The sequence below is a fragment of the Pseudomonas sp. ChxA genome, assembly GCF_030263855.1.
Classification (GTDB): Bacteria; Pseudomonadota; Gammaproteobacteria; order Pseudomonadales; family Pseudomonadaceae; genus Aquipseudomonas; species Aquipseudomonas fluorescens_CB.
Window position 1 is genome coordinate 4,338,843 of the sequence record NZ_JARPMK010000001.1, and the last position, 23,030, is coordinate 4,361,872.

The following is a 23,030-nucleotide window of genomic DNA, read 5'->3' on the forward strand; positions in this document are numbered from 1 at the left end:
TCGCCTAGACGTTCTAAGATGCACCAATGTGTTCAGCTTGGCGAATCGAAGAATGATACAGATCAGTGCTCTACCCGCCTTCACCGATAACTACATCTGGTTGTTACAAGACCCTGCTACCCAACGCTGCGCCGTGGTCGACCCCGGCGATGCCGCGCCGGTGCTGGCCTGGCTCAAGCAAAACCCTGGGTACAGGCTCAGCGACATCCTGATTACCCACCACCACCATGATCATGTCGGCGGCGTCGAACAACTCAAACAGGTAACCGGTGCCCAGGTCTACGGCCCGGCGAACGAGAACATCCCCGCGCGCGACGTGGCCCTGCACGATAATGAGCGCATCAACGCACTCGGCTGGGACTTCGACGTTTATAGCGTGCCCGGCCACACCCTTGGCCATATCGCCTATTACCACCAAGGCGTGCTGTTTTGTGGCGACACCCTGTTTGCCGCCGGCTGCGGGCGCCTGTTCGAAGGCACCCCGGAACAAATGCACACCTCGCTTGAGCGCCTGGCCGCCCTGCCCGCCGACACGCTGGTGTACTGCACCCACGAGTACACACAAAATAACCTCAAATTTGCCCACGCCGTGGAACCGGACAATGCCGATATTGCCGAACGCGTCGAAACCGTCAAGCAATTGCGCGCCCGTGGCGAGATGACGCTGCCCTCCAACCTGGCTCTGGAAAAACGTACTAACCCTTTTCTGCGTACCGCCGAAACATCCGTTAAACAAAAAGCGGACGAACGGAATGGTCGCGACAACCGCACTGGGGCCGAGGTGTTTGCTAGCTTGAGGGCATGGAAAGATAAGTTCTAAGCGGACGCAATCTGATACGGAATTTCTGAATGGTTGACCGGAACCAAAGCGCTTTCTAGAATCGCCCGACATTTTTGCCCGGAACTTACTTCCAGCCAATGTCGTCATCTATTCGTAAATCCATTTCTTCAGACGCATTGACCCGCCTGGCTCAAGCCGTGGCGGTGGCCGTTTCCGCGACTCTGGCGGGCTGCCAATCGACTAATTTCGCTGCACAATCCACCGTGCAACCCAAACCCAATCTTGCTGCCAAGATCAAGCAAAAACCTATTTGGCTCTCAGAGAAGCCTAGCCCCGAAGTGCCCCAGGATGTCTGGGAACGCATGCGCCGGGGCTTTCAATTGCAGGACGGCCTGGGTGTGAACCCACGCATCGAGCAACAACGCTTGTGGTTCGTCAGCAACCCGTCCTTTTTAGAGAACGCCGGAGAACGCGGCAGCCTCTATATTCATTACATCGTCGAACGCCTTGAAGAACGCAACATGCCCCTGGAGCTGGCGCTGCTGCCAGTGATCGAAAGTGCCTACAACCCCATGGCCTATTCGCGCAGCGACGCCGTCGGCCTGTGGCAGTTCATCCCCTCCACCGGGCGTTACTTCAACCTGCGCCAGACACGCGCCTACGACGGCCGCCGCGACATCACCGCCTCCACCACCGCCGCCCTGGACTACCTGACGCGTCTGCATGACATGTTCAACGGCGACTGGCTGCTGGCCCTGGCGGCCTACAACGCCGGCGAGGGCACGGTCAGCCGGGCCATCGAGCGCAACGAAAAGCTCGGCCTGCCCACCGACTACTGGAACCTGCCCCTGCCCCAGGAAACCAAGGACTACGTGCCCAAGTTCCTGGCGCTGTCCCAAGTGGTGCTGGCCCCCGAGGCCTATGGCGTCAACCTGAGCCCGATTGCCAACACGCCGTACTTCGAAGTGGTCGAAGTCAAGCAAAGCATGGACCTGTCCCGGGTTGCCGCGCTGGCCGAGATCGACGAAGACGAATTGTTCCAGCTCAACCCGGCCCTGAAACAACGCACCACCCTGGATGGCCCGCAGCATTTGCTCGTGCCAAGTTCCAAGGCGCAGTTGCTCACCAGTACCCTTTCGACGATGAAGCCCGAAGAATTGCTGGCGATGCGCCCTAAAAAGCAGGTGTTCGACGAAGTTGAGAGCACTCGAGTGGCTGGGCGTACCCGCAACTACAAGGTGCGCAGTGGCGACAACCTCACCCTGATTGCCAAGGCGAACAAGGTCGATGTGCATGACCTGCAGCGTTGGAACAAGCTCAACGGCCAGGCCCTCAAGGTCGGCCAGACTCTGGTGATGCAGGACACCCGCAAACTGGTGGCCAGCAGCAAGAAGCCGGTGCAGTACAAGGTCAAGAAAGGCGACTCGCTGTACATCGTCGCCAAGCGCTTCAACGTTGAGATGCAACATCTCAAGCGTTGGAACCCGCGTACTGGCCAGGCGTTGAAGCCGGGGCAGATGCTGGTGGTTTCCGGGCCACGCTAACCCCCTTTCAGTGTTGAGCAGGCTTGTTGTGGCGAGGGAGCTTGCTCCCGCTGGGCTGCGCAGCAGCTCCATACCAGACACCGCGTTTTACCCGGCATGATGGGGCTGCTTCGCAGCCCAACGCAGGGCAAGCCTGCTCGCCACAACAAGCCTGCTCGCCACAGCAAGCCTGCTAGCCACAACAAGCCTGATTACCACAGCAAGCCCATCAGGCTCACTCCCCACAATGAGCCCACACACATCCGATCTCGCCAGTGTTTTCAGCGACCTTTTTCCAACCGGAACAAGCTGTTACTGTACCGATCATAAAGCCCAAGCCGCCTGGATCGGATCTCTGACTTGAAGCGTCCCCTCCTTCTACTAATAAGTCTGGCCTTGAGCTTTGCTGCGAACGCGACGATTACCGAGAGCCACGGTTATACGCAGTTCGGCACACTCAAGTACCCGGCCAAATTCACCCACTTCGATTGGGTAAACCCTGCAGCGCCCAAAGGTGGGACATTGCGGGTCATGGCATTTGGCACCTTCGATACCCTCAACCCCTACACTTTCAAGGGCACCAGCCCGGTGTCCACACCCAACTTCCTGCAATACGGCGTCAACGAGCTGAACGAGCCGCTGATGGTCGGCACTGGCCAGTACGCGCCTTCCGGTGACGAGCCCACCTCCAGCTACGGGCTGATTGCCCAATCGGTGGAGTACAGCGAGGACCGCAGTTGGGTGGTGTTCAACTTGCGCCCGGAAGCGCGCTTCCATGATGGCAAGCCGATCACCGCCTATGACGTGGCGTTTTCCTATCGCACCCTGCTCACCGAAGGCCACCCGCAGTACCGCACCAACCTGCAGGAAGTCGCACGGGTCGACATCCTCAACCGCCATCGCATCCGTTTTGTGTTCAAACGCGCCGGCAACCCGCTGCTGATCCTGCGTCTGGGCGAGCTGCCAGTACTGCCCCAGCATTACTGGAAAAACCGCGACTTCAAGGCCACCACCTTCGAGCCGCCTTTGGGCAGCGGGCCGTATCGCATCACCAAGGTCACCCCGGGCCGCCAACTGGTGTTCGAGCGGGTCAAGGATTATTGGGGCAAAGACCTGCCGGTCAACCAGGGTTTCTACAACTACGACAAGGTCGAAGTGGAGTTCTACCGCGACAGCGACGTGGCCTTCGAAGCCTTCAAGGCCGGCGAATTCGACCTCTACATCGAGCATCAGGCCAAAAACTGGGCCACCGGCTACAACTTCCCGGCGGTCAACCGCGGCGACGTGATCAAGGCGCAGATCGCCCACCAGATACCGACCCAGAGCCAGGGCCTGTTCATGAACACGCGGCGGCCGACCTTCAGCCAGACCAAGGTGCGCGAGGCGCTCGGGTTGATGTTCGATTTTGAATGGACCAACCGCACCCTGTTCAGCAGCGCCTATAAACGCACGCTGAGTTACTACCCCAACAGCGAGTTTTCTGCGACCGGCGTGCCGGTGGGGCATGAATGGCTGATGCTCTCGCCCTTCCGCGATCAGTTGCCGCCTAGCCTGTTTACCCAGGCCTTCAGCCTGCCGCAGACCGATGGGCGTGGCATCCCGCGCGAGACGTTGCGCCGCGCCCTGGCGTTGCTCGGCGAAGCCGGCTGGAAACTCTCCGACCAGCGCCTGCTAGACAGCAAGGGCCAACCGCTGCGCTTCGAGATTCTGCTGGTCAACCCGAACCTTGAACGCATCCTGCAGCCCTACGTCGAAAACCTTAAAAGCATCGGCATCGACGCGCGCCTGCGCACCGTTGACCGGGCGCAATACAAGCAGCGCCTGGATCAGTTCGACTACGACATGATCCTGATCACCCTCAACCAGACCTTGAGCCCCGGCCTTGAGCAGTGGCAGTACTTCCACTCCAGCCAGGCGGCCATCAAGGGCAGCAAAAACTACGCCGGCATCGCCAACCCGGTGGTCGACCGCCTGCTTGAGCAACTACTGGCGGCGCAGACCCGTGAAGAACAATTGGCCGCCGGCCGCGCCCTCGACCGAGTGCTGCTGTGGCAGCACTACAGTATTCCCAACTGGTACCTCAACTATCATCGCTTGGCGTACCGCAACCGGTTCGCCTTTGTCACCACGCCGCCCTACAGCCTGGGCTTGAGCGCGTGGTGGCTGAAAGCTTCGGAGAAAGCCCAATGATGACTTTGCGCACCGCCTTGTTTGGCGCCTTGTTAGCGTGCGGCGCAGCCACTGCCGCGCCGCAACATGCGCTGACCCTGTACAGCGAGCCACCCAAGTACCCCGCCGACTTCAAGCATTTCGACTATGTAAACCCCGACGCGCCCAAGGGCGGCACCTTCCGTGAATCGAGCATGGGCGGCTTCGACAGCCTCAACCCCTACATCAGCAAAGGCGTGCCCGCAGACAACCTGCCGCTGATCTACGACACCCTGGCCATGCAAAGCCTCGACGAGCCCGTCACCGAGTACGGCCTGGTGGCCGGCAAAATCGAAAAGGCCCCGGACAACAGCTGGGTGCGCTTCTACCTGCGCCCCGAAGCACGTTTCCATGATGGCCACCCGATCCGCGCCGAAGACGTGGTGTTCACCTTCCAGGCGCTGATCAAGGACGGTTCGCCGCTCTACCGCAACTACTACGCCGACGTCGACGAAGTGGTCGCCGAAGACCCGCTGCGTGTGCTGTTCAAGTTCAAGCGCACCAATAACCGTGAATTACCGCTGATCCTCGGCCAACTGCCGGTATTGCCCAAGCATTGGTGGGCAACGCGCGACTTTGCCAAGGGCAACCTGGAAATACCGCTGGGCAGTGGCCCGTACAAGGTCGCCGAGGTCAAACCAGGGCGCATGGTGCGCTATGAGCGGGTCAAGGACTACTGGGCCAAGGACTTGCCGGTGACCCAGGGCTTCTACAACTTCGATAACCGCATCACCGACTACTACCGTGACAGCACCGTGGCCCTGGAAGCCTTGAAAGCCGGGCAATTCGACTACTGGCTGGAGTTCAGCGCCAAGAACTGGGCCAACGCCTACAACATTCCGGCCGTGGCCCAGGGCCGCTTGATCAAGGAAGAGATCCCCAACGGCAACCCCACCGGCATGCAGGGGTTTGTGTTCAATACGCGCAAACCGATGTTCCAGGATGTGCGGGTACGCAAGGCCATCAGCTTGCTGCTGGATTTCGAGTGGAGCAACAAACAGCTGTTCAATGGCGCCTACACCCGCACCCGCAGCTACTTCGAAAACTCGGAAATGGCCGCCACCGGCCTGCCCGGCCCGGCGGAAACCGCCATCCTCGCGCCGTTTCGCGACAAGCTCCCCGCCGAGGTGTTCACCCAAGCTTTCGAGCCTGCCAAAACTGACGGCAGCGGCATGATCCGCACCCAGCAGCGTGAGGCTTACCAGCTGTTGCAGGAGGCTGGCTGGAAGATCGTCGACGACAAGATGGTCGACACTACCGGCAAGCCGGTAAACATTGAGTTCCTGTTGACCCAGACCGATTTCGAACGGGTACTGCTGCCCTTCAAGCGCAACCTGGCGGACCTTGGGATCAACCTGGTGATCCGCCGCGTTGACGTGTCGCAGTACATCAACCGCCTGCGTTCGCGGGACTTCGACATGCTGGTGGGCAGCTTCCCGCAATCCACCTCGCCGGGTAACGAGCAGCGCGAATTCTGGTCGTCCGCCGCCGCCGACAAATCCGGCAGCCGCAACTACATGGGCCTCAAGGATCCGGTGGTCGACCAACTCGTCGAAGAACTGATCAACGCCGACTCGCGCCAAAGCCTGGTCGACCACGCCAAGGCGCTGGATCGGGTCTTGCAGTTTGGCTACTACGTGATCCCCAACTGGCACATCAAGACCTACCGCGTGGCGTACTGGGATAACTTGGGTCACCCCAAGGTCCCGCCACGCTACGACGTCGGCACGGCCACCTGGTGGGCCAAACCGGAAGTCAAACCTGCCATCGACACTGTCCAAAGCGCCGATCCGGCGAGCGGAGGCGATTAAATGCTGGCCTATATTGTTCGCCGCCTGTTGCTGATCATCCCCACACTGTTCGGGATCCTGCTGATCAACTTCATCATCATCCAGGCCGCCCCCGGTGGCCCGGTGGAGCAGATGATCGCCAAACTCGAAGGGTTCGACGGCGCCACCAGCCGCATTGCCGGTGGCGGCGCCGAGGTCTCGGTGGCCGGTTCCAGCTACCGCGGCGCCCAAGGCCTGGACCCGGCGCTGATCAAGGAAATCGAAAAGATGTACGGCTTCGACAAATCGGCGCCGGAACGCTTGTGGATCATGGTCAAGAACTATGCACGCCTGGATTTTGGCGACAGCTTCTTTCGCGACGCCAAGGTCATCGACCTGATCAAGGAAAAGATGCCGGTGTCCATCTCCCTCGGGTTATGGAGCACCCTGATCATGTACCTGGTGTCGATCCCGCTGGGCATCGCCAAGGCCACCCGGCATGGCAGCCACTTTGACGTGTGGACCAGCTCGGCAATCATCGTCGGCTATGCCATCCCGGCGTTTTTGTTCGCGATTTTGCTGATCGTGGTGTTTGCCGGCGGCAGTTACCTGGACTGGTTCCCCTTGCGCGGGCTGACCTCCAACAACTTCGAGGAACTGAGCTTTGGCGGCAAGATTCTCGATTATTTCTGGCACCTGGCCCTGCCCGTCACCGCGCTGGTGATCGGCAACTTCGCGACCATGACCCTGCTGACCAAAAACAGCTTCCTCGACGAAATCAACAAACAGTACGTGGTCACCGCCAAAGCCAAAGGCCTGACCAACCACCGCGTGCTCTACGGCCATGTGTTTCGTAACGCCATGCTGCTGGTGATTGCCGGTTTCCCCTCGGCGTTTATCGGGATCTTCTTCACCGGTTCGTTGCTGGTCGAGGTGATCTTTTCCCTCGACGGCCTGGGCCTTATGAGCTTTGAAGCGGCAATCAACCGCGATTATCCGGTGGTGTTCGGCACGTTGTTTATCTTCACCTTGCTGGGACTGATCGTGAAGCTGATCGGCGACCTCACCTACACCCTGGTCGATCCGCGTATCGACTTTGCCAGCCGGGAGCATTGAGATGAACCTATCCCCCCTCAATCGCCGCCGGTTCGAGCGTTTCAAAGCCAACAAACGTGGCTGGTGGTCGCTGTGGCTGTTCCTGATTCTGTTCGTGCTCAGCCTGGGCGCCGAGTTGATCGCCAACGATAAACCGCTGGCAGTCCATTACGACGGTGGCTGGTATTTCCCGGCGCTTAAACGCTACCCGGAGACCACCTTCGGCGGCGAGTTCCCGCTGGAGGCCAACTACAAGAGCCCGTATATCCAGGAACTGCTCAAGGCCAAGGACGCCTGGACGCTGTGGGCGCCCATCCCGTTCAGCTACCAGAGCATCAACTACGACCTGAAAGTACCGGCCCCCGCGCCGCCTTCCAGCGTCAACCTGCTGGGCACCGATGACCAGGGCCGCGATGTGCTGGCGCGAGTGATCTATGGCTTTCGGGTGTCGGTGCTGTTTGCCCTGACGCTGACCGTGCTCAGCTCGATCATCGGCGTTGTCGCCGGCGCCTTGCAGGGCTTCTATGGCGGCTGGGTCGACCTGGCCGGCCAGCGTTTCCTGGAGATCTGGTCGGGTTTGCCGGTGCTGTACCTGCTGATCATTCTCGCCAGCTTTGTACAGCCCAACTTCTGGTGGCTGCTGGGCATCATGCTGCTGTTTTCGTGGATGAGCCTGGTGGACGTGGTGCGTGCCGAGTTCCTGCGCGGGCGCAACCTGGAATACGTGCGCGCCGCCCGAGCGCTGGGCATGCAGAACGGCGCGATCATGTTCCGGCATATCCTGCCCAATGCCATGGTCTCGACCATGACCTTCATGCCGTTCATCCTCACCGGCGCCATCGGCACCCTCACCGCCCTGGACTTTCTTGGCTTCGGCCTGCCGGCGGGTTCGCCGTCCCTGGGCGAACTGGTGGCCCAGGGCAAATCCAACCTGCAAGCGCCCTGGCTGGGCATGAGTGCGTTTGCCGTGCTGGCGATCATGTTGAGTTTGCTGGTGTTTATCGGCGAGTCCGCTCGCGATGCCTTCGACCCGAGGAAATGAGATGAATCAGGACAATCTGATCGAAGTCCGCGACCTCTGCGTCGAGTTCGTCACCGGCGACAATCTCCACCGCGTGGTCAACCACATCAGCTTCGATATCAAACGCGGCGAAACCCTGGCGCTGGTGGGTGAAAGCGGTTCGGGCAAATCGGTGACCGCCCACTCGATCCTGCGCCTGCTGCCCTATCCGCTGGCGCGGCACCCGGCCGGCACCATCAGCTATTCCGGGCACGACCTGCTGACACTTAAAGAGAAGACCCTGCGGCACATTCGCGGCAACCGCATTGCGATGATCTTCCAGGAGCCGATGACCTCGTTGAACCCGCTGCATTCGATCGAGAAGCAGATCAACGAAGTGCTCGGGCTGCACAAAGGCCTTACCGGCAAGGTCGCGACCCGGCGCACCCTGGAACTGCTCGAACTGGTGGGCATCCCCGAGCCGCACAAACGTCTCAAAGCCCTGCCCCACGAGCTGTCCGGCGGCCAGCGCCAGCGGGTGATGATCGCCATGGCCCTGGCCAACGAGCCCGAACTGCTGATCGCCGATGAGCCGACCACGGCCCTCGACGTCACCGTGCAATTGAAGATTCTGGAACTGCTTAAGGAACTGCAGGCCAGGCTGGGCATGGCATTGCTGCTGATCAGCCATGACTTGAACCTGGTCCGGCGCATCGCCCATCGCGTGTGTGTGATGCAGCAGGGTTGCATCGTTGAACAGGCTGATTGCGAAACGCTGTTTCAGTCGCCCCAGCACCCTTACACCCAGGAACTGCTGGCGGCGGAGCCCAGCGGTGGACCGGCCAGTAACGAGGCCGGGCCGCCACTTTTGGAAGTTGACGACCTGAAGGTCTGGTTCCCGATCAAAAAGGGCTTTTTGCGCAACACCGTCGATTACGTCAAGGCGGTGGACGGCATCAACTTCAGCCTGCCCCAGGGCCAGACGCTGGGCATCGTCGGCGAAAGCGGCTCGGGCAAGTCCACCCTGGGCCTGGCGATTCTGCGCTTGATCGCCAGCAAAGGCGGGATTCGCTTTGAAGGCCAGCAACTTGACCGCTTGACTCAGCAACAGGTGCGTCCGCTGCGGCGGGAAATGCAGGTGGTGTTTCAAGACCCGTTCGGCAGCTTGAGCCCCAGGATGTGTGTGAGTGAGATTGTTGGCGAAGGGTTGCGTATCCACAAAATGGGCACGCCGGCCGAGCAGGAAGTGGCGATTATTGCAGCGCTCAAGGAAGTGGGCCTGGACCCGGAGTCGCGGCATCGTTACCCCCATGAGTTTTCGGGTGGGCAGCGTCAACGCATCGCCATCGCCCGTGCCTTGGTGCTCAAGCCCCGCTTGATATTGCTCGATGAACCGACGTCCGCGCTGGACCGCACGGTGCAGCGGCAAGTGGTGGAATTGTTGCGGGGGCTGCAGGCCAAGTACAACCTGACGTATCTGTTTATCAGCCATGATTTGGCGGTGGTGAAGGCGTTGAGTCACCAATTGATGGTGGTCAAGCATGGGCAGGTAGTGGAACAGGGCGACGCGGCGGGGATCTTTGCGGATCCGCAGCATGCTTATACGCGGCAGTTGTTGGAAGCGGCGTTTTTGGTGCCTGCTGTTGTGGTTTGATCGTGTACATATCCGTTATTTAGGTAACGGCGGACTAGGGTTCCGCTCTTACAGCGGGTCACTTTTGCAAGGACGCAAAAGTAACCAAAAAGTCCTCGCCCCAACACTCGGTGCCTCGCTATGGCTCGGCATGCCCGCAATCCGCCAGTGATTTGGGGGGCCGCCGCGATGGGCCATCCTTGGCCCAGCGCGGCTAAACCGGCATCCCTGCCGGTTTACCCCCCAAATCCCTGTCAGATTCCGGCCATCGTGTTTGACGGGGCGATTTCAGATCAAGATCAAGATCACAAGCGCAGATCAAAAGACCGCTGACTTCGTCATCGAAAAGGATGTAAGGGCCAGAGCAACAGCAACAGCAGAGCCAAACTCGGTCAACTGTGGGAGCTGGCTTGTCGAATCGTCGCACCGCTGCGATGGCATCAACTCGGTTTGCCTGATACACCGAGGTGCCTGCATCGCAGGCAAGCCAGCTCCCACAGAAAAGCAGCTCCTCAGTGTATGCAAATCCGATTTTCGCTTTTCGCTTTTGATCTAACCACTCAGGTCGGCTTTCAGGCCGCCGTGCTGTAGATCTTGATCTTGATCTGAGACGCCCCGTTAACCACGATGGCCGAACGCAGGCTTGAATCCGTGGGTAACCCGGCAGGACGCCGGGTTAGCCGCGCTGGGCCAAGGATGGCCCATCGCGGCGGCCCACGGATTCAAGCCGGAGTGAGGGCACACCGAGCCTAAGCGAGGTGCCGAGTGGTGGGGCACAGACCTTTTGGTTACTTTTGGGGCGTTTGCCAAAAGTGACCCGCCGTAAGGGCGGAACCCTAAGTAGCCGTTACCGCAGCAACGGATATGTACTCAATCACCCCACCCCACCACAAGATGGAACTTTGCCAACAAAAAACCGCCTGAATCCGGTAGGCTCACCCTTTTTACTTCAAGGAGTTACCCCCATGGCCAAAGCCACCGCCCGCCACATCCTCGTTTCCACCGAAGACAAGTGCAACGAACTCAAGGCCCAGATCGAAGGCGGCGCCGATTTCGCAGAAATCGCCAAAGCCAACTCCAGCTGCCCATCCAGCCGCGACGGTGGCAACCTGGGTTCGTTCGGCCCAGGACAGATGGTCAAGGAATTCGACACCGTCGTCTTCAGCGCCCCCGTCAACACCGTGCAAGGCCCGGTAAAAACCCAGTTCGGCTACCACCTGCTGGAAGTCACCAGCCGTCAGGACTGATCCTGTCTGCACTGATGCTATAAACAACGGCCCGCCTTTTGGTGGGCCGTTGTGCATCAGGTGACTGGCAACCCATAAGCCGTTAACGTACAAATCCCTATTACTATTCACCCGGCGCTCAAGGCTGATAATGCGATTGGTTTTTTCCACAAAACTCTTCAGCTCCACCCTGGCCCTGCTACTGGCCAGCACCGCCGTGATCGCGGCCCCGCAAACCTACCTCACGGTCTACGGCGAGCCGGCCAAGTACCCCACCGGCTTCACTCATTTCGACTACGCCAACCCCAGCGCCCCCAAAGGCGGCAGCCTGCGACGCTCAGCCATCGAAATCGGGCGCTTCGACCATGTATTGCCGTACATAGACAAAGGCATCGGCGTCTCCCAGGTCGACGGCTGGCTCTACGCCCCGCTGGCCCAACGCTCCCTGGATGAGCCCTACACCGTCTACGGCCTGGTCGCCGAAAAAATGGAACGCGCCGACGACGGCCTGTCACTGCGCTTCTACCTCAACCCCAAGGCACGCTTTGCCGATGGCACGCCGATCACCGCCGAAGATGTACGCTACAGCTTCGACCTGCTGATGACCCAAGGCAGCCTGCGCTTTCGCACGCTGTTTGCCGACGTCAAACACGTCGAAGTCGAAGGCGAGCGCCAAGTGCGCTTCGACTTTTCCAGCAATGAAAACCGCACCCTGCCCCTGGATATCGCCACCCTGCCGGTGTTCCCCGAGCATTGGTGGAAAACCCGCGACTTCGCCAACGGTGGCGGCTACGAAGCACCGCTGGGCAGCGGCCCGTACAAAATCAGCAAGATCGACTCCGGCAGCACCATCACCTTCACCCGCGACCCCGACTGGTGGGGCAAGGACTTGCCCGTCAGCCGTGGCCTGTACAACTTCGATCACCTGAGCCTGGAGTACTTCGGCGACACCGAGGTGGCCCGCCAGGTGCTGCGTGGCGGCGCCTATGACTTCAACCGCGAGTTCTCCGCCACCGGCTACTCCATCGGCTACAACGGCCCGGCCCTCGACGATGGCCGCCTGCAACGTGCGCACTTAGCCAAAGAGATGCCGCAACCGGCCCAGGGCTATGTGTTCAACGTGCAAAAGCCGATGTTCAAGGACCGCCGCGTGCGCCAGGCGCTGGCGATGCTGTGGGACTTCGAATGGGCCAACCGGCAGATGATGCGCAATATGTACATCCGTCAGCAGAGCTTCTTTTCCAACAGCCCGCTGGCCGCTAGCCAACCGCCGACCCCAGAGGAACTGGCGATTCTTGAGCCACTGCGCGGCCAGGTGCCGGACGAAGTGTTCACCCAGGTGTTCAAGGCGCCCGTCACCGACGGCAGCGGCATGATCCGCGACAAACAGCTGCAAGCCCTGGCGCTGCTGGAAGCCGCCGGCTGGAAACCCAAGGGTGACAAGCTGGTCAACGCCGAAGGTGAGCCGCTGGAGTTCACCTTCCTCAACGCCCAACCCGGTCTGGAGCGCCTACTGCTGCCGTACAAGCGCAACCTGGCGCAGATCGGCATCACCCTGAATATCCGCCGCATCGACTCTTCGCAGTATGTGAACCGCATGATGGCGCGTGATTACGACATGATCGTGATTGGCTTCCCGGTCACCACCTCACCGGGCCTGGAGCTTTACAACTACTTCGGCTCGCAGGCCGCCTACGACCCTGGTGCGAACAACTACATGGTGCTTAAAGACCCCGCCGTCGACACCCTGATCAGCGGGCTGGTCAAAGCCACCACCCAGGCGCAGATGCTCACCTATGCGCATGCGCTGGACCGCGTGCTGCAATGGAACTACCTGTGGATCCCCAACTACTACCCGCCCGGCACCTCGGCCGCGTGGTGGAACCGCTTCGGCCGCCCGGCCATCGAGGCCAAGAACGACGAAGCGCTGGAAACCTGGTGGGAAATCAGCCCCACACCACTGACCAATGAACAGATGAACTCCGAGTTGAAAAAACGCGGAGGAACGCGCTGATGTTTGCCTATATCGTGCGGCGCCTGCTGCTGATCATCCCCACGCTGGTGATTATCCTGCTGGTCAATTTCGTGATCGTGCAGGCCGCGCCTGGCGGCCCGGTTGAACAGGCCATTGCCCACCTGCAAGGCATCGGTGGCGGCGGCATCGGCGGTGGTGGCGGCGAAGCCGTCAACGGCTCGCGCGCCAGCCGTGGCCTGGACCCAAAACTGATCAAGGACATCGAAAAACAATACGGTTTCGACAAGCCCGCGTCGGAACGCCTGTGGCTGATGCTCAAGAACTACGCCCAACTGGATTTCGGTAACAGCTTCTTTCGCGGCAAAAGCGTGATCGACCTGATCCTGGAAAAAATGCCGGTGACCATTTCCCTCGGTTTATGGGCCACCTTGATCACCTACCTGGTGTCGATCCCCTTGGGGATTCGCAAGGCCGTGCGCCACGGCAGCAGCTTTGACGTGTGGAGCAGCACCGCGATTGTCATCGGCTATGCCATGCCGGCCTTCCTGTTTGCGATGTTCCTGATCGTGCTGTTCGCCGGTGGCACCTCGCTGAACTGGTTCCCGGTGCGCGGGCTGGTCTCGGAGAACTTCGACGACCTCAGCACAATCGGCAAAATTGCCGACTACTTCTGGCACCTGGTGTTGCCCGTCACCGCGTTGGTGATCGGCGGTTTCGCCACGCTGACCATCCTCACCAAAAACTCGTTCCTCAACGAAATCACACGCCAATACGTGGTCACCGCCCGCGCCAAGGGTTTGAGTGAACGCCGCGTGCTCTACGGCCATGTGTTTCGCAACGCCATGCTGTTGGTGATCTCGGGCATTCCCCAGGCCTTTATCAGCGTATTTTTCGCCGGTTCCCTGCTGATCGAGGTGATCTTTTCCCTCGATGGCCTGGGCCGCATGAGTTATGAAGCCGCCGTGTCACGTGACTACCCGGTGGTCTTTGGTTCGTTGTTTATCTTCACCCTGTTCGGGCTCTTGATAAAACTCATCGGTGACCTCTGCTACACCCTGGTGGACCCGCGTATCGACTTCGCCGCGAGGAACGCCTGATGCTTAATCTGTCTCCGGTGGCCCGTCGACGTTTCGAGCGCTTCAAGAAGAACCGCCGTGGCTGGTGGTCGCTGTGGCTGTTTATCGGCCTGTTTATCCTGACCCTGGGCGGCGAGTTAATCGCCAATGACAAACCCTTGGTGCTGAGCTTCAAGAACGAGCTGTATTTCCCGGTGTTAAAGCGCTACACCGAGCAGCAGTTCGGCGGCCAATTGCCCTTCCAGGCCGACTACCGCAGCGACTACGTGCAAAAGCTGATCAAGCAGGACGGCGGCTGGATGCTGTTCCCGCCGATCCCGTTCAGCGACGACACGCCCAACTACGAATTGACCCGCCCTGCCCCCAGCCCGCCCTCGACGGTGAACTGGCTGGGCACCGACGATCAATCCCGCGATGTGCTGGCGCGCGTGATCTTTGGCGCACGGGTGTCGATCCTGTTTGCCCTGGCACTCACCGCCATCAGTGCCGCCATCGGCATTGCCGCCGGCGCGTTGCAGGGTTACTACGGCGGCTGGGTCGACCTGCTCGGCCAGCGCATCCTCGAAGTGTGGTCCGGGTTACCAGTGCTGTACTTGCTGATCATTTTGTCCGGCTTTGTCGAGCCGAATTTCTGGTGGCTGTTGGGGATCATGGCGCTGTTTTCCTGGCTGGCCCTGGTGGACGTGGTGCGCGCCGAGTTCCTGCGCGGGCGCAACCTGGAATACGTCAAGGCCGCACGCGCCCTGGGCCTGGGCGATGGCAAGATCATTCGCCGGCATATCCTGCCCAACGCCATGACCGCCACCTTGAGCTACCTGCCGTTTATCTTGACCGGGGCAATTTCAACCTTGAGCGCCCTGGATTTTCTCGGTTTCGGCATGCCCGCCGGCAGTGCCTCCCTGGGCGAGTTGATCGCCCAGGGCAAGCAAAACCTGCAAGCGCCCTGGCTGGGCCTGACGGCGTTTTTCACCTTGGCGCTGATCCTGTCGCTGCTGGTTTTTATCGGCGAGGCGTTGCGTGATGCCTTCGACCCACGCTCATGAGTAATTGCGTATGAACCTGATCGAGATCCGCGACCTTTGCGTCGCCTTCAACGGCCAGACCGTGGTGAGCAAACTGTGCCTGGACGTGCGCCCTGGCGAATGCCTGGCCTTGGTCGGCGAGTCGGGTTCGGGCAAGTCGGTGACCGCCCATTCGATTCTGCAATTGCTGCCCGAGGCTGGCACGCACACCACCGGCTCGGTGAAATATCGCGGCCAGGAGCTGATCGGCGCCTCGGCGGCCACCTTGCAAAAGCTGCGCGGCAACCGCATTGCGATGATCTTCCAGGAGCCGATGACCTCGCTCAACCCGCTGCACAGCATCGAAAAACAGATCGGCGAAACCCTGTTGCTGCACAAGGGCCTGGGCGGCAAGGCGGCGCAGGCGCGCATTCTGGAACTGCTCGAACTGGTGGGTATTCAGAAGCCCCAGGAGCGACTCAAGGCTTACCCGCATCAACTCTCCGGCGGCCAGCGCCAGCGGGTGATGATCGCCATGGCCCTGGCCTGCGAGCCGGAACTGCTGATTGCCGACGAACCCACCACCGCGCTGGATGTGACCGTGCAGCGCAAGATCCTGCTGCTGCTCAAGTCCTTGCAGCAACGCCTGGGCATGTCGCTGCTGCTGATCAGCCACGACCTCAACCTGGTGCGCAGCATTGCCCAGCGCGTGTGCGTGATGCGCGCCGGGGAGATTGTCGAGCAGGCCGACTGCGAGACGCTGTTCACTGCGCCGCAACATCCGTACAGCCGCTTGCTGCTGGATGCGGAACCCGCTGGCGATGCGCTGTGCAGTGATGAACGCGAAACGGTGTTGCAAGTCGACGACCTGAGCGTGCAATTCCCCCTCGGCGGCGGGCTGTTCAGGCGCAAAACCTGGCTGCGCGCAGTCGACGGCATCAGCCTTAGCGTGCAGCGTGGCAAAACCTTGGGGATTGTCGGCGAGTCCGGCTCGGGCAAATCCACCCTCGGCCAGGCCATCCTGCGCTTGCTCGATTCCACCGGCAGCATTCGCTTTCAGGGTGAAGCCCTCGACCCGCTGAACAACCAGCAGATGCGCCCGTGGCGCAAACAGATGCAGGTGGTATTCCAGGACCCGTTCGGCAGCCTCAGCCCGCGCATGTCGGTGCAGCAGATCATCAGCGAGGGCCTGGAAGTGCATGCGCCCTGCAGCCTGGCCGAGCGTGATGCGCAAGTGGTCCAGGTGCTCAAGGATGTGGGGCTCGACCCCGAAAGCCGCCACCGTTACCCGCATGAATTTTCCGGTGGCCAGCGCCAGCGCATCGCCATCGCCCGCGCGCTGGTGCTTAAGCCGGCACTGATGCTGCTGGACGAACCGACCTCGGCCCTCGACCGCACCGTGCAGAAACAAGTGGTGGCGTTGTTGCGTGAACTGCAGGAGAAATACGGCCTGACCTACTTGTTTATCAGCCACGACCTGGCGGTAGTGCGGGCCATGGCCCATGACATGATCGTGATCAAGGACGGCAAGGTGGTGGAGCGCGGCGCAAGCCATGTGGTGTTCGATGCGCCACAACATCCTTACACCAAAGAGCTGCTGGCGGCGGCGCACATCCCCTTGTAGGAGCTGGCTTGCCTGCGATGGCGATCTTGAGGACGCCATCGCAGGCAAGCCAGCTCCCACAGGACCGTATTCCAATCATATTTTGCGTTGGCAGTGTGAGCATGAACATCAGCGACAGCCTCAAGGACTACCAACAGGTTCGCGGCCTGGCCATCCAGTCGCTGTTCGAGATCATCGAGCAGTCCAGCGAAGGCACGGTGATTGTCGATCGCGACGCGAATATCGTGTGGATGAACGAGCGCTACGCCAAGCGTTTCGGCCTTAAAAGCGCGGATGAAGCCATCGGCCAGCCGTGCGAGCAGGTGATTTCCAATAGCCTGTTACGCCAAGTGGTGCGCAACGACCAGCCGATTCTGCTGGATATCCAGGACACGCCCAAAGGCCCGTTGGTGGTGATGCGCCTGCCGATCCATGATGACGCAGGCGCGGTGATCGGCGCGATCGGGTTTGCGCTGTTCGATGAGCTGCGCAACTTATCGCCGCTGATCGAGCGCTACCTGAGCATGCAGCAGGAGCTGGCCTCCACCCGCTCACTGTTACGTTCACGCCAGAGCAAATACAACTTCGCGCATTTTATCGGCACCAGCGCCGCCACCCTGGAAGTCAAACGTCGGGCACGGCGCAGTGCGAGTGCCCAGTCGCCGGTGTTGCTGCTGGGTGAGACCGGCACCGGAAAAGAGCTGTTGGCCCAGGCCATTCATGGTGCCTCCACACGCGCCCATAAGGCGTTTGTCAGCATCAACAGCGCGGCCATTCCCGGCGACCTGCTCGAAGCCGAGTTCTTCGGCACCGCACCGGGCGCCTTTACCGGCGCCGACCGCAAAGGCCGCCCCGGCAAGTTGCAGATCGCCCAGGGCGGCACGCTGTTCCTCGATGAAATCGGCGACATGCCGCTGCCACTGCAAAGCAAACTGCTGCGCGTGTTGCAGGAAAAGGAATACGAGCCGGTAGGCTCCAACGAGATGGTGCACAGCGATGTACGGGTGATTGCCGCCACGTCCATGGACCTGGAAGCGGCGATCAAGCGCGGCGAATTCAGGGCGGATTTGTATTACCGCCTGAACGTGCTGCCGATCCGGGTGCCGCCGTTGCGTGAGCGGCTGGAGGATATCCCGGCGTTGAGCGAAGCGATTCTTGAAGAGCTGCGCAGCCAGCATGAACTGGACCGTGAGGCTCTGGCATTGCTGGCGCAGCATGCGTGGCCAGGCAATATCCGTGAACTGCGCAACGTGCTGGAGCGCGCGGCATTGCTGAGTGATGACTTGATGCTGGATGCGGAAGAGATTCGCGCGGCGATCGGGACGTTCAGCCCGGTAGCGCGTGGAGCCGTGGAAACAGTCGAGGGCGAGACGTTTGCGGCGGCGCGGGAGCGGTTTGATCGACAGGTGGTTGAGGCAGCGTTGGCGGCGTGTGAGGGCAATGTCGTTGAGGCAGCCAAACGCTTGGGCCTCGGGCGGTCGACGCTGTACAAAAAAATGGTGGCGCTGGGCATTAGCGAGTCTCAATAAAGAGACACCATTCCACAATCAAAGACAATCCAATGTGGGAGCTGGCTTGCCTGCGATAGCGGACCTTCAGCCAATACCTATTCAGCTGAACCACCGCTATCGCAGGCAAGCCAGCTCCCACCTTTAATCCTTGTTAGTCTCAAAAAAGAGACAATCTCAGGAATTGCACCCAGACACAATAATATTATCTATATATTTCAACCACTTAGTTACTTGGCACACATCTCGCTATAGCCCCTCTCCAACGCACCACCCCCACAAAAATAACAATTCGATCTGGAGACACACCATGAGTGTGATCATTGCCCTGGCAGCCCTCGCGCTGCTGATGCTGGCTGCCTACCGTGGCTACAGCGTGATCCTGTTTGCCCCTATCGCCGCCCTCGGCGCCGTGCTGCTCACCGACCCGTCCGCCGTCGCCCCTGCGTTTACCGGGGTGTTCATGGAGAAAATGGTCGGCTTTATCAAACTGTATTTCCCGGTGTTCCTGCTCGGCGCGGTGTTCGGCAAGCTGATTGAGCTGTCGGGCTTTTCGCGCTCGATTGTGGCCGCCGCCATTCGCTTGCTTGGCACGCGCCAGGCGATGCTGGTGATTGTGCTGGTCTGCGCCCTGCTCACCTACGGCGGCGTGTCGCTGTTTGTGGTGGTGTTTGCGGTGTACCCGTTTGCGGCGGAGATGTTCCGCCAAAGCAACATTCCCAAGCGCCTGATCCCGGCGACCATCGCCCTCGGTGCGTTTTCGTTCACCATGGACGCCCTGCCCGGCACGCCGCAGATCCAGAACATCATCCCCAGCACCTTTTTCAACACCACCGCCTGGGCGGCGCCGTGGCTGGGTTTGATCGGCACGGTCTTCGTGTTCTGCACCGGCATGCTCTACCTGGCGCGCCAGCGCAACAAGGCGCAACGCGCCGGTGAAGGCTATGGCACCGAGCTGCGCAACGAGCCGGAAACCGCCGACAACCTGGCGTTGCCCAACCCGTGGGTCGCGCTGTCGCCGCTGATTCTGGTGGGCGTGATGAACCTGCTGTTCACCCACTGGATCCCGCAATGGTATGGCAAGACCCACAGCCTCAGCCTGCCGGGCATGAGCACGCCGGTGACCACCGACATTGCCAAGCTCACGGCGATTTGGGCGGTGCAGGCGGCGTTGCTGGTGGGCATCGTCATGGTGCTGGTGTTCGGCTGGTCGGCGATCAAAAGCAAGCTCGCCGAAGGCAGTAAAAGCGCGGTCAGCGGCGCGCTGCTGGCGGCCATGAACACCGCCTCGGAATACGGTTTTGGCGCGGTGATCGCCTCACTGCCAGGCTTTCTGGTGCTGGCGGACTGGCTCAAGGGCATCCCCAACCCGCTGGTCAACGAAGCGATTACCGTGACCCTGCTGGCCGGCATCACCGGCTCCGCGTCAGGCGGCATGAGCATCGCCCTGGCGGCGATGTCCGAGAGCTTTATTTCGGCGGCCCATGCGGCCAATATCCCCCTTGAAGTGCTGCACCGGGTCGCGGCCATGGCCAGCGGCGGCATGGACACCCTGCCGCATAACGGCGCGGTGATCACCCTGCTGGCGGTCACCGGGCTGACTCACCGCGAAGCCTACAAGGACATTTTCGGTATCACGATCATCAAGACCCTCGCGGTGTTCGTGGTGATCGGTACTTTCTACGCCACCGGCATTGTGTGAGGTTTTCATGACGACTTTGAATGGCAAGACCGCCCTGGTTACCGGCTCTACCAGCGGCATCGGCTTGGGCATCGCACTGAGCCTGGCCAAGGCCGGCGCAGACCTGATCCTCAACGGCTTCGGCGACGCCAGTGCGGCGGTCGCCCAGGTGCAGGCGTTCGGCGGCAAGGTCGGGCATCACCCGGCGGACGTCAGCGACCCGGCGCAAATCGCCGACATGCTTGCCTACGCCGAGCGCGAGTTTGGCGGTGTCGACATTCTGGTCAACAACGCCGGCATTCAGCACGTGGCGGCCGTGGAAGACTTCCCGGTGGAACGTTGGGATTCGATCATCGCGATCAACCTGTCGTCGGTGTTCCACAGCACGCGCTTGAGTTTGCCGGGCATGAAGGCCAAGGGCTGGGGGCGCATCGTCAATATCGCCTCGGTGCATGGCTTGGTCGGCTCGGTGGGCAAGGCGGCCTACGTGGCGGCTAAACACGGGGTCATCGGCCTGACCAAGGTGGTGGGCCTGGAGACCGCCACCGGTAACGTCACCTGCAATGCCATCTGCCCAGGCTGGGTGTTGACGCCGCTGGTGCAAAAGCAGATTGATGATCGCGCGGCCAAGGGCGTTGATCCGCAGCAGGCGCAGCATGATTTGCTCGCAGAAAAACAACCGTCGCTGGAGTTTGTGACGCCGCCACAGCTGGGTGAGTTGGTGTTGTTTCTGTGCAGTGAGGCTGGCGCCCAAGTACGCGGCGCCGCGTGGAACATCGATGGCGGCTGGCTGGCCCAGTAATGGTCGTAATGATCGTTCCCACGCTCTGCGTGGGAATGCAGCCCAGGACGCTCCGCGTCCCAAGAGCGGACGCAGAGCGTCCATAGAGGCATTCCCACGCAGAGCGTGGGAACGAGAAGAGGCAACTGTATGTCCGAGATCCTCTGGCAACCCTCGCCCGAACGCATCGCCAACACGCGAATGGACCAGTTCCGGCACTACATCAACCAACGCTACAACCTGCAGCTGCGCGACTACCCCGCGCTTCACCAGTGGAGCATCGACCAGCGCGCCGACTTCTGGCAGGCGATTGTCTCTTTTTTTGAGGTGCAGTTTCGCAGCCCGCCCAGCACCACGCTGATCGAAGGCGCGGCAATGCCCAGCGCCGAGTGGTTCCCCGGCGCGACCCTGAACTTTGCCGAACACCTGCTGCGCCGTCGGGATGCTCACCCGGCGGTGGTGGCGGTCAGTGAAGACGGCCAGCGCGAACAGCTGACCTATGCCGAACTGGCCGAACATGTCGCAGGTTTGCAGCGCAGCTTGCGGGCGGCCGGTGTCACCCAGGGCGACCGCGTGGCCGCGTGCATGCCCAATACCTGGCAAACCCTGGTCGGCATGCTCGCCACCACCAGCCTGGGCGCGATCTGGTCGTGCTCTTCGCCGGATTTCGGCACCCAAGGCGTGATCGACCGCTTCGGCCAGATCGAGCCCAAAGTGTTGATCACCTGCGCGGGCTATCGCTATGCCGGCAAGGACATCGACCAAAGCGCCAAACTCAATGAAATCCTCGAACGCCTGCCGTCCCTCGAACAGCTGATCATCGTGCCGTATGCACGGCCCCAGGCACGCATCGAGGACTACCGCAGCCACGCCAGGGTCGCACTGTGGAACGACTTCTACCGACCCGGCGGCGAGCCTGAATTTGTCGCGGTGCCGTTCGATCATCCGCTGTATATCCTCTATTCCAGCGGCACCACCGGCGTGCCCAAGTGCATCATCCATGGCACCGGCGGCGTGCTGCTCACCCATCTCAAGGAACACGGCCTGCACGCCGACCTGTCGCGCGAAGATTGCCTGTTCTACTACACCACCTGCGGTTGGATGATGTGGAACTGGCTGGTGTCAGTACTGGCGCTCGGTGCCACGGCGGTGCTGTATGACGGCTCGCCGTTTCACCCCGGCCTCGAACGGCTGATCGACCTGATCGACGCGGAAAAAATCAGCGTATTCGGCACCAGCCCCAAGTTTCTCGCCAGCCTGGAAAAAGCCGGCCTGCAACCGCGCCTCAGCCACGACTTAGGCAGCCTCAAAGGCCTGATCTCAACCGGCTCGCCGCTGTCGCCGCAGAGTTACGACTATGTGTACCGCGAGATCAAGGCCGAGCTGTGCCTGTCGTCAATGTCGGGCGGCACCGATATCGTCTCCTGCTTTGTGATCGGCAACCCGGTGCTGCCGGTACGGCGCGGCGAAATGCAGTGCAAGAGCCTGGCCATGGCCATCGAAGTGTGGGACGACCAGGGCCAGCCGCTGGTCGCGGAAAAAGGCGAGCTGGTGTGTACCCGGCATTTTCCGGCCATGCCGATTGGCCTGTGGAATGACCCCGATCAGACCAAACTGCGCGCCGCGTACTTCAGCCAGTTTCCCGGTGTCTGGGCGCAGGGCGACTACGCCGAGCAGCGTCCCAATGGCAGCCTGCTGATTCATGGGCGCTCCGACGCGGTGCTCAACCCCGGTGGTGTGCGCATCGGTACGGCAGAGATTTATCGCCAGGTGGAAAAAGTCCCGCAGGTCCTGGAAAGCCTGGCCATCGGCCAACGCTGGCAGGACGATGTGCGGGTGGTGTTGTTTGTGCGGCTCAATGACGGCGTGGAACTGGATCAAGCCCTGGAGCAGCAGATTCGCCAGGTGATCCGCGCCAACACCACACCGCGCCATGTACCGGCGAAGATCCTCGCCGTCAGCGACATACCGCGCACCATCAGCGGCAAGATCGTCGAACTGGCGGTGCGTAATGTGGTGCATGGCGAGCCGGTCAAAAACACCGATGCCCTGGCAAATCCGCAGGCGCTGGAAGAGTTTCGCAACCGCCCTGAGCTGGCAGACTGATGAAAGGTTTCAGCTCTAACGCACTGATTTGAAGACAAACGCCCAATGCATGCTATTTTTCGGG

The 23,030-nt window shown here is 60.9% G+C and carries 16 protein-coding genes; all 16 read left to right on the forward strand.

Annotated elements, in window-relative coordinates; all coding sequences use genetic code 11:
• Positions 1 to 52 precede the first annotated feature (52 nt).
• The 16 genes from gloB (at position 53) to P5706_RS19210 (ending at position 22,966) form a co-directional block, all read left to right on the forward strand.
• Complete coding sequence (gene gloB / locus P5706_RS19135) at positions 53 to 820, forward strand: hydroxyacylglutathione hydrolase (RefSeq protein ID WP_285680911.1); 768 nt, start codon at positions 53 to 55, stop codon at positions 818 to 820.
• Positions 821 to 918: 98 nt separating this feature from the next.
• On the forward strand, positions 919 to 2,325 hold the full coding sequence (locus P5706_RS19140; protein WP_138815762.1) for a transglycosylase SLT domain-containing protein: 1,407 nt from the start codon (positions 919 to 921) through the stop codon (positions 2,323 to 2,325).
• A 339-nt stretch (positions 2,326 to 2,664) separates the two neighbouring features.
• Complete coding sequence (locus P5706_RS19145; RefSeq protein WP_200433910.1) at positions 2,665 to 4,494, forward strand: extracellular solute-binding protein; 1,830 nt, start codon at positions 2,665 to 2,667, stop codon at positions 4,492 to 4,494.
• Positions 4,491 to 6,323 carry an extracellular solute-binding protein gene (locus P5706_RS19150; protein WP_285680915.1) on the forward strand — a complete coding sequence of 611 codons (1,833 nt, stop codon included), beginning with the start codon at positions 4,491 to 4,493 and terminating at the stop codon, positions 6,321 to 6,323. The genes P5706_RS19145 and P5706_RS19150 overlap by 4 nt, the downstream gene beginning before the upstream one ends.
• A complete protein-coding gene (locus P5706_RS19155; protein WP_099549133.1) occupies positions 6,324 to 7,397 on the forward strand; it encodes a microcin C ABC transporter permease YejB in 1,074 nt (357 codons plus the stop codon).
• Between the two features lies 1 nt (position 7,398).
• Positions 7,399 to 8,418 carry an ABC transporter permease gene (locus P5706_RS19160; protein ID WP_200433912.1) on the forward strand — a complete coding sequence of 340 codons (1,020 nt, stop codon included), beginning with the start codon at positions 7,399 to 7,401 and terminating at the stop codon, positions 8,416 to 8,418.
• Position 8,419: 1 nt separating this feature from the next.
• Positions 8,420 to 10,030: an ABC transporter ATP-binding protein gene (locus P5706_RS19165; protein WP_285680919.1), complete on the forward strand. Its 1,611-nt coding sequence runs from the start codon at positions 8,420 to 8,422 to the stop codon at positions 10,028 to 10,030.
• Positions 10,031 to 10,974: 944 nt separating this feature from the next.
• Entirely contained in the window at positions 10,975 to 11,256 is a 282-nt protein-coding gene (locus tag P5706_RS19170; RefSeq protein WP_010210937.1) for a peptidylprolyl isomerase, read from the forward strand.
• 130 nt (positions 11,257 to 11,386) lie between these two features.
• Positions 11,387 to 13,249 carry an extracellular solute-binding protein gene (locus P5706_RS19175; protein ID WP_285680921.1) on the forward strand — a complete coding sequence of 621 codons (1,863 nt, stop codon included), beginning with the start codon at positions 11,387 to 11,389 and terminating at the stop codon, positions 13,247 to 13,249.
• Positions 13,249 to 14,307, forward strand: coding sequence for a microcin C ABC transporter permease YejB (locus tag P5706_RS19180; RefSeq protein WP_285680923.1), 1,059 nt, complete (start codon positions 13,249 to 13,251; stop codon positions 14,305 to 14,307). The genes P5706_RS19175 and P5706_RS19180 overlap by 1 nt, the downstream gene beginning before the upstream one ends.
• Positions 14,307 to 15,329 (forward strand): ABC transporter permease, encoded by a 1,023-nt coding sequence (locus tag P5706_RS19185; protein WP_285680925.1) that lies wholly within the window; start codon positions 14,307 to 14,309, stop codon positions 15,327 to 15,329. The genes P5706_RS19180 and P5706_RS19185 overlap by 1 nt, the downstream gene beginning before the upstream one ends.
• Before the next feature lie 10 nt (positions 15,330 to 15,339).
• Positions 15,340 to 16,911: an ABC transporter ATP-binding protein gene (locus P5706_RS19190; RefSeq protein WP_200433916.1), complete on the forward strand. Its 1,572-nt coding sequence runs from the start codon at positions 15,340 to 15,342 to the stop codon at positions 16,909 to 16,911.
• Positions 16,912 to 17,012: 101 nt separating this feature from the next.
• The gene (locus P5706_RS19195; RefSeq protein ID WP_285680928.1) at positions 17,013 to 18,419 is read left to right on the forward strand and encodes a sigma-54 interaction domain-containing protein; all 1,407 of its coding nucleotides are present in this window, start codon (positions 17,013 to 17,015) and stop codon (positions 18,417 to 18,419) included.
• A gap of 289 nt (positions 18,420 to 18,708) precedes the next feature.
• Positions 18,709 to 20,100, forward strand: coding sequence for a GntP family permease (locus P5706_RS19200; protein ID WP_058421914.1), 1,392 nt, complete (start codon positions 18,709 to 18,711; stop codon positions 20,098 to 20,100).
• A 7-nt stretch (positions 20,101 to 20,107) separates the two neighbouring features.
• Positions 20,108 to 20,881, forward strand: a complete 774-nt coding sequence (locus P5706_RS19205; protein WP_200433918.1) for a 3-hydroxybutyrate dehydrogenase — start codon at positions 20,108 to 20,110, stop codon at positions 20,879 to 20,881.
• A gap of 129 nt (positions 20,882 to 21,010) precedes the next feature.
• The gene (locus P5706_RS19210; RefSeq protein WP_285680932.1) at positions 21,011 to 22,966 is read left to right on the forward strand and encodes an acetoacetate--CoA ligase; all 1,956 of its coding nucleotides are present in this window, start codon (positions 21,011 to 21,013) and stop codon (positions 22,964 to 22,966) included.
• Positions 22,967 to 23,030 lie beyond the last annotated feature (64 nt).

What these genes read in the sequence shown, in the direction of transcription:
- gloB (WP_285680911.1), top strand. Translation starts at nt 53, where the DNA reads ATGATACAGATCAGTGCTCTACCCGCCTTCACCGATAACTACATCTGG.
- P5706_RS19140 (WP_138815762.1), top strand. Translation starts at nt 919, where the DNA reads ATGTCGTCATCTATTCGTAAATCCATTTCTTCAGACGCATTGACCCGC.
- P5706_RS19150 (WP_285680915.1), top strand. Translation starts at nt 4,491, where the DNA reads ATGATGACTTTGCGCACCGCCTTGTTTGGCGCCTTGTTAGCGTGCGGC.
- P5706_RS19155 (WP_099549133.1), top strand. Translation starts at nt 6,324, where the DNA reads ATGCTGGCCTATATTGTTCGCCGCCTGTTGCTGATCATCCCCACACTG.
- P5706_RS19160 (WP_200433912.1), top strand. Translation starts at nt 7,399, where the DNA reads ATGAACCTATCCCCCCTCAATCGCCGCCGGTTCGAGCGTTTCAAAGCC.
- P5706_RS19165 (WP_285680919.1), top strand. Translation starts at nt 8,420, where the DNA reads ATGAATCAGGACAATCTGATCGAAGTCCGCGACCTCTGCGTCGAGTTC.
- P5706_RS19170 (WP_010210937.1), top strand. Translation starts at nt 10,975, where the DNA reads ATGGCCAAAGCCACCGCCCGCCACATCCTCGTTTCCACCGAAGACAAG.
- P5706_RS19175 (WP_285680921.1), top strand. Translation starts at nt 11,387, where the DNA reads ATGCGATTGGTTTTTTCCACAAAACTCTTCAGCTCCACCCTGGCCCTG.
- P5706_RS19180 (WP_285680923.1), top strand. Translation starts at nt 13,249, where the DNA reads ATGTTTGCCTATATCGTGCGGCGCCTGCTGCTGATCATCCCCACGCTG.
- P5706_RS19185 (WP_285680925.1), top strand. Translation starts at nt 14,307, where the DNA reads ATGCTTAATCTGTCTCCGGTGGCCCGTCGACGTTTCGAGCGCTTCAAG.
- P5706_RS19190 (WP_200433916.1), top strand. Translation starts at nt 15,340, where the DNA reads ATGAACCTGATCGAGATCCGCGACCTTTGCGTCGCCTTCAACGGCCAG.
- P5706_RS19195 (WP_285680928.1), top strand. Translation starts at nt 17,013, where the DNA reads ATGAACATCAGCGACAGCCTCAAGGACTACCAACAGGTTCGCGGCCTG.
- P5706_RS19200 (WP_058421914.1), top strand. Translation starts at nt 18,709, where the DNA reads ATGAGTGTGATCATTGCCCTGGCAGCCCTCGCGCTGCTGATGCTGGCT.
- P5706_RS19205 (WP_200433918.1), top strand. Translation starts at nt 20,108, where the DNA reads ATGACGACTTTGAATGGCAAGACCGCCCTGGTTACCGGCTCTACCAGC.
- P5706_RS19210 (WP_285680932.1), top strand. Translation starts at nt 21,011, where the DNA reads ATGTCCGAGATCCTCTGGCAACCCTCGCCCGAACGCATCGCCAACACG.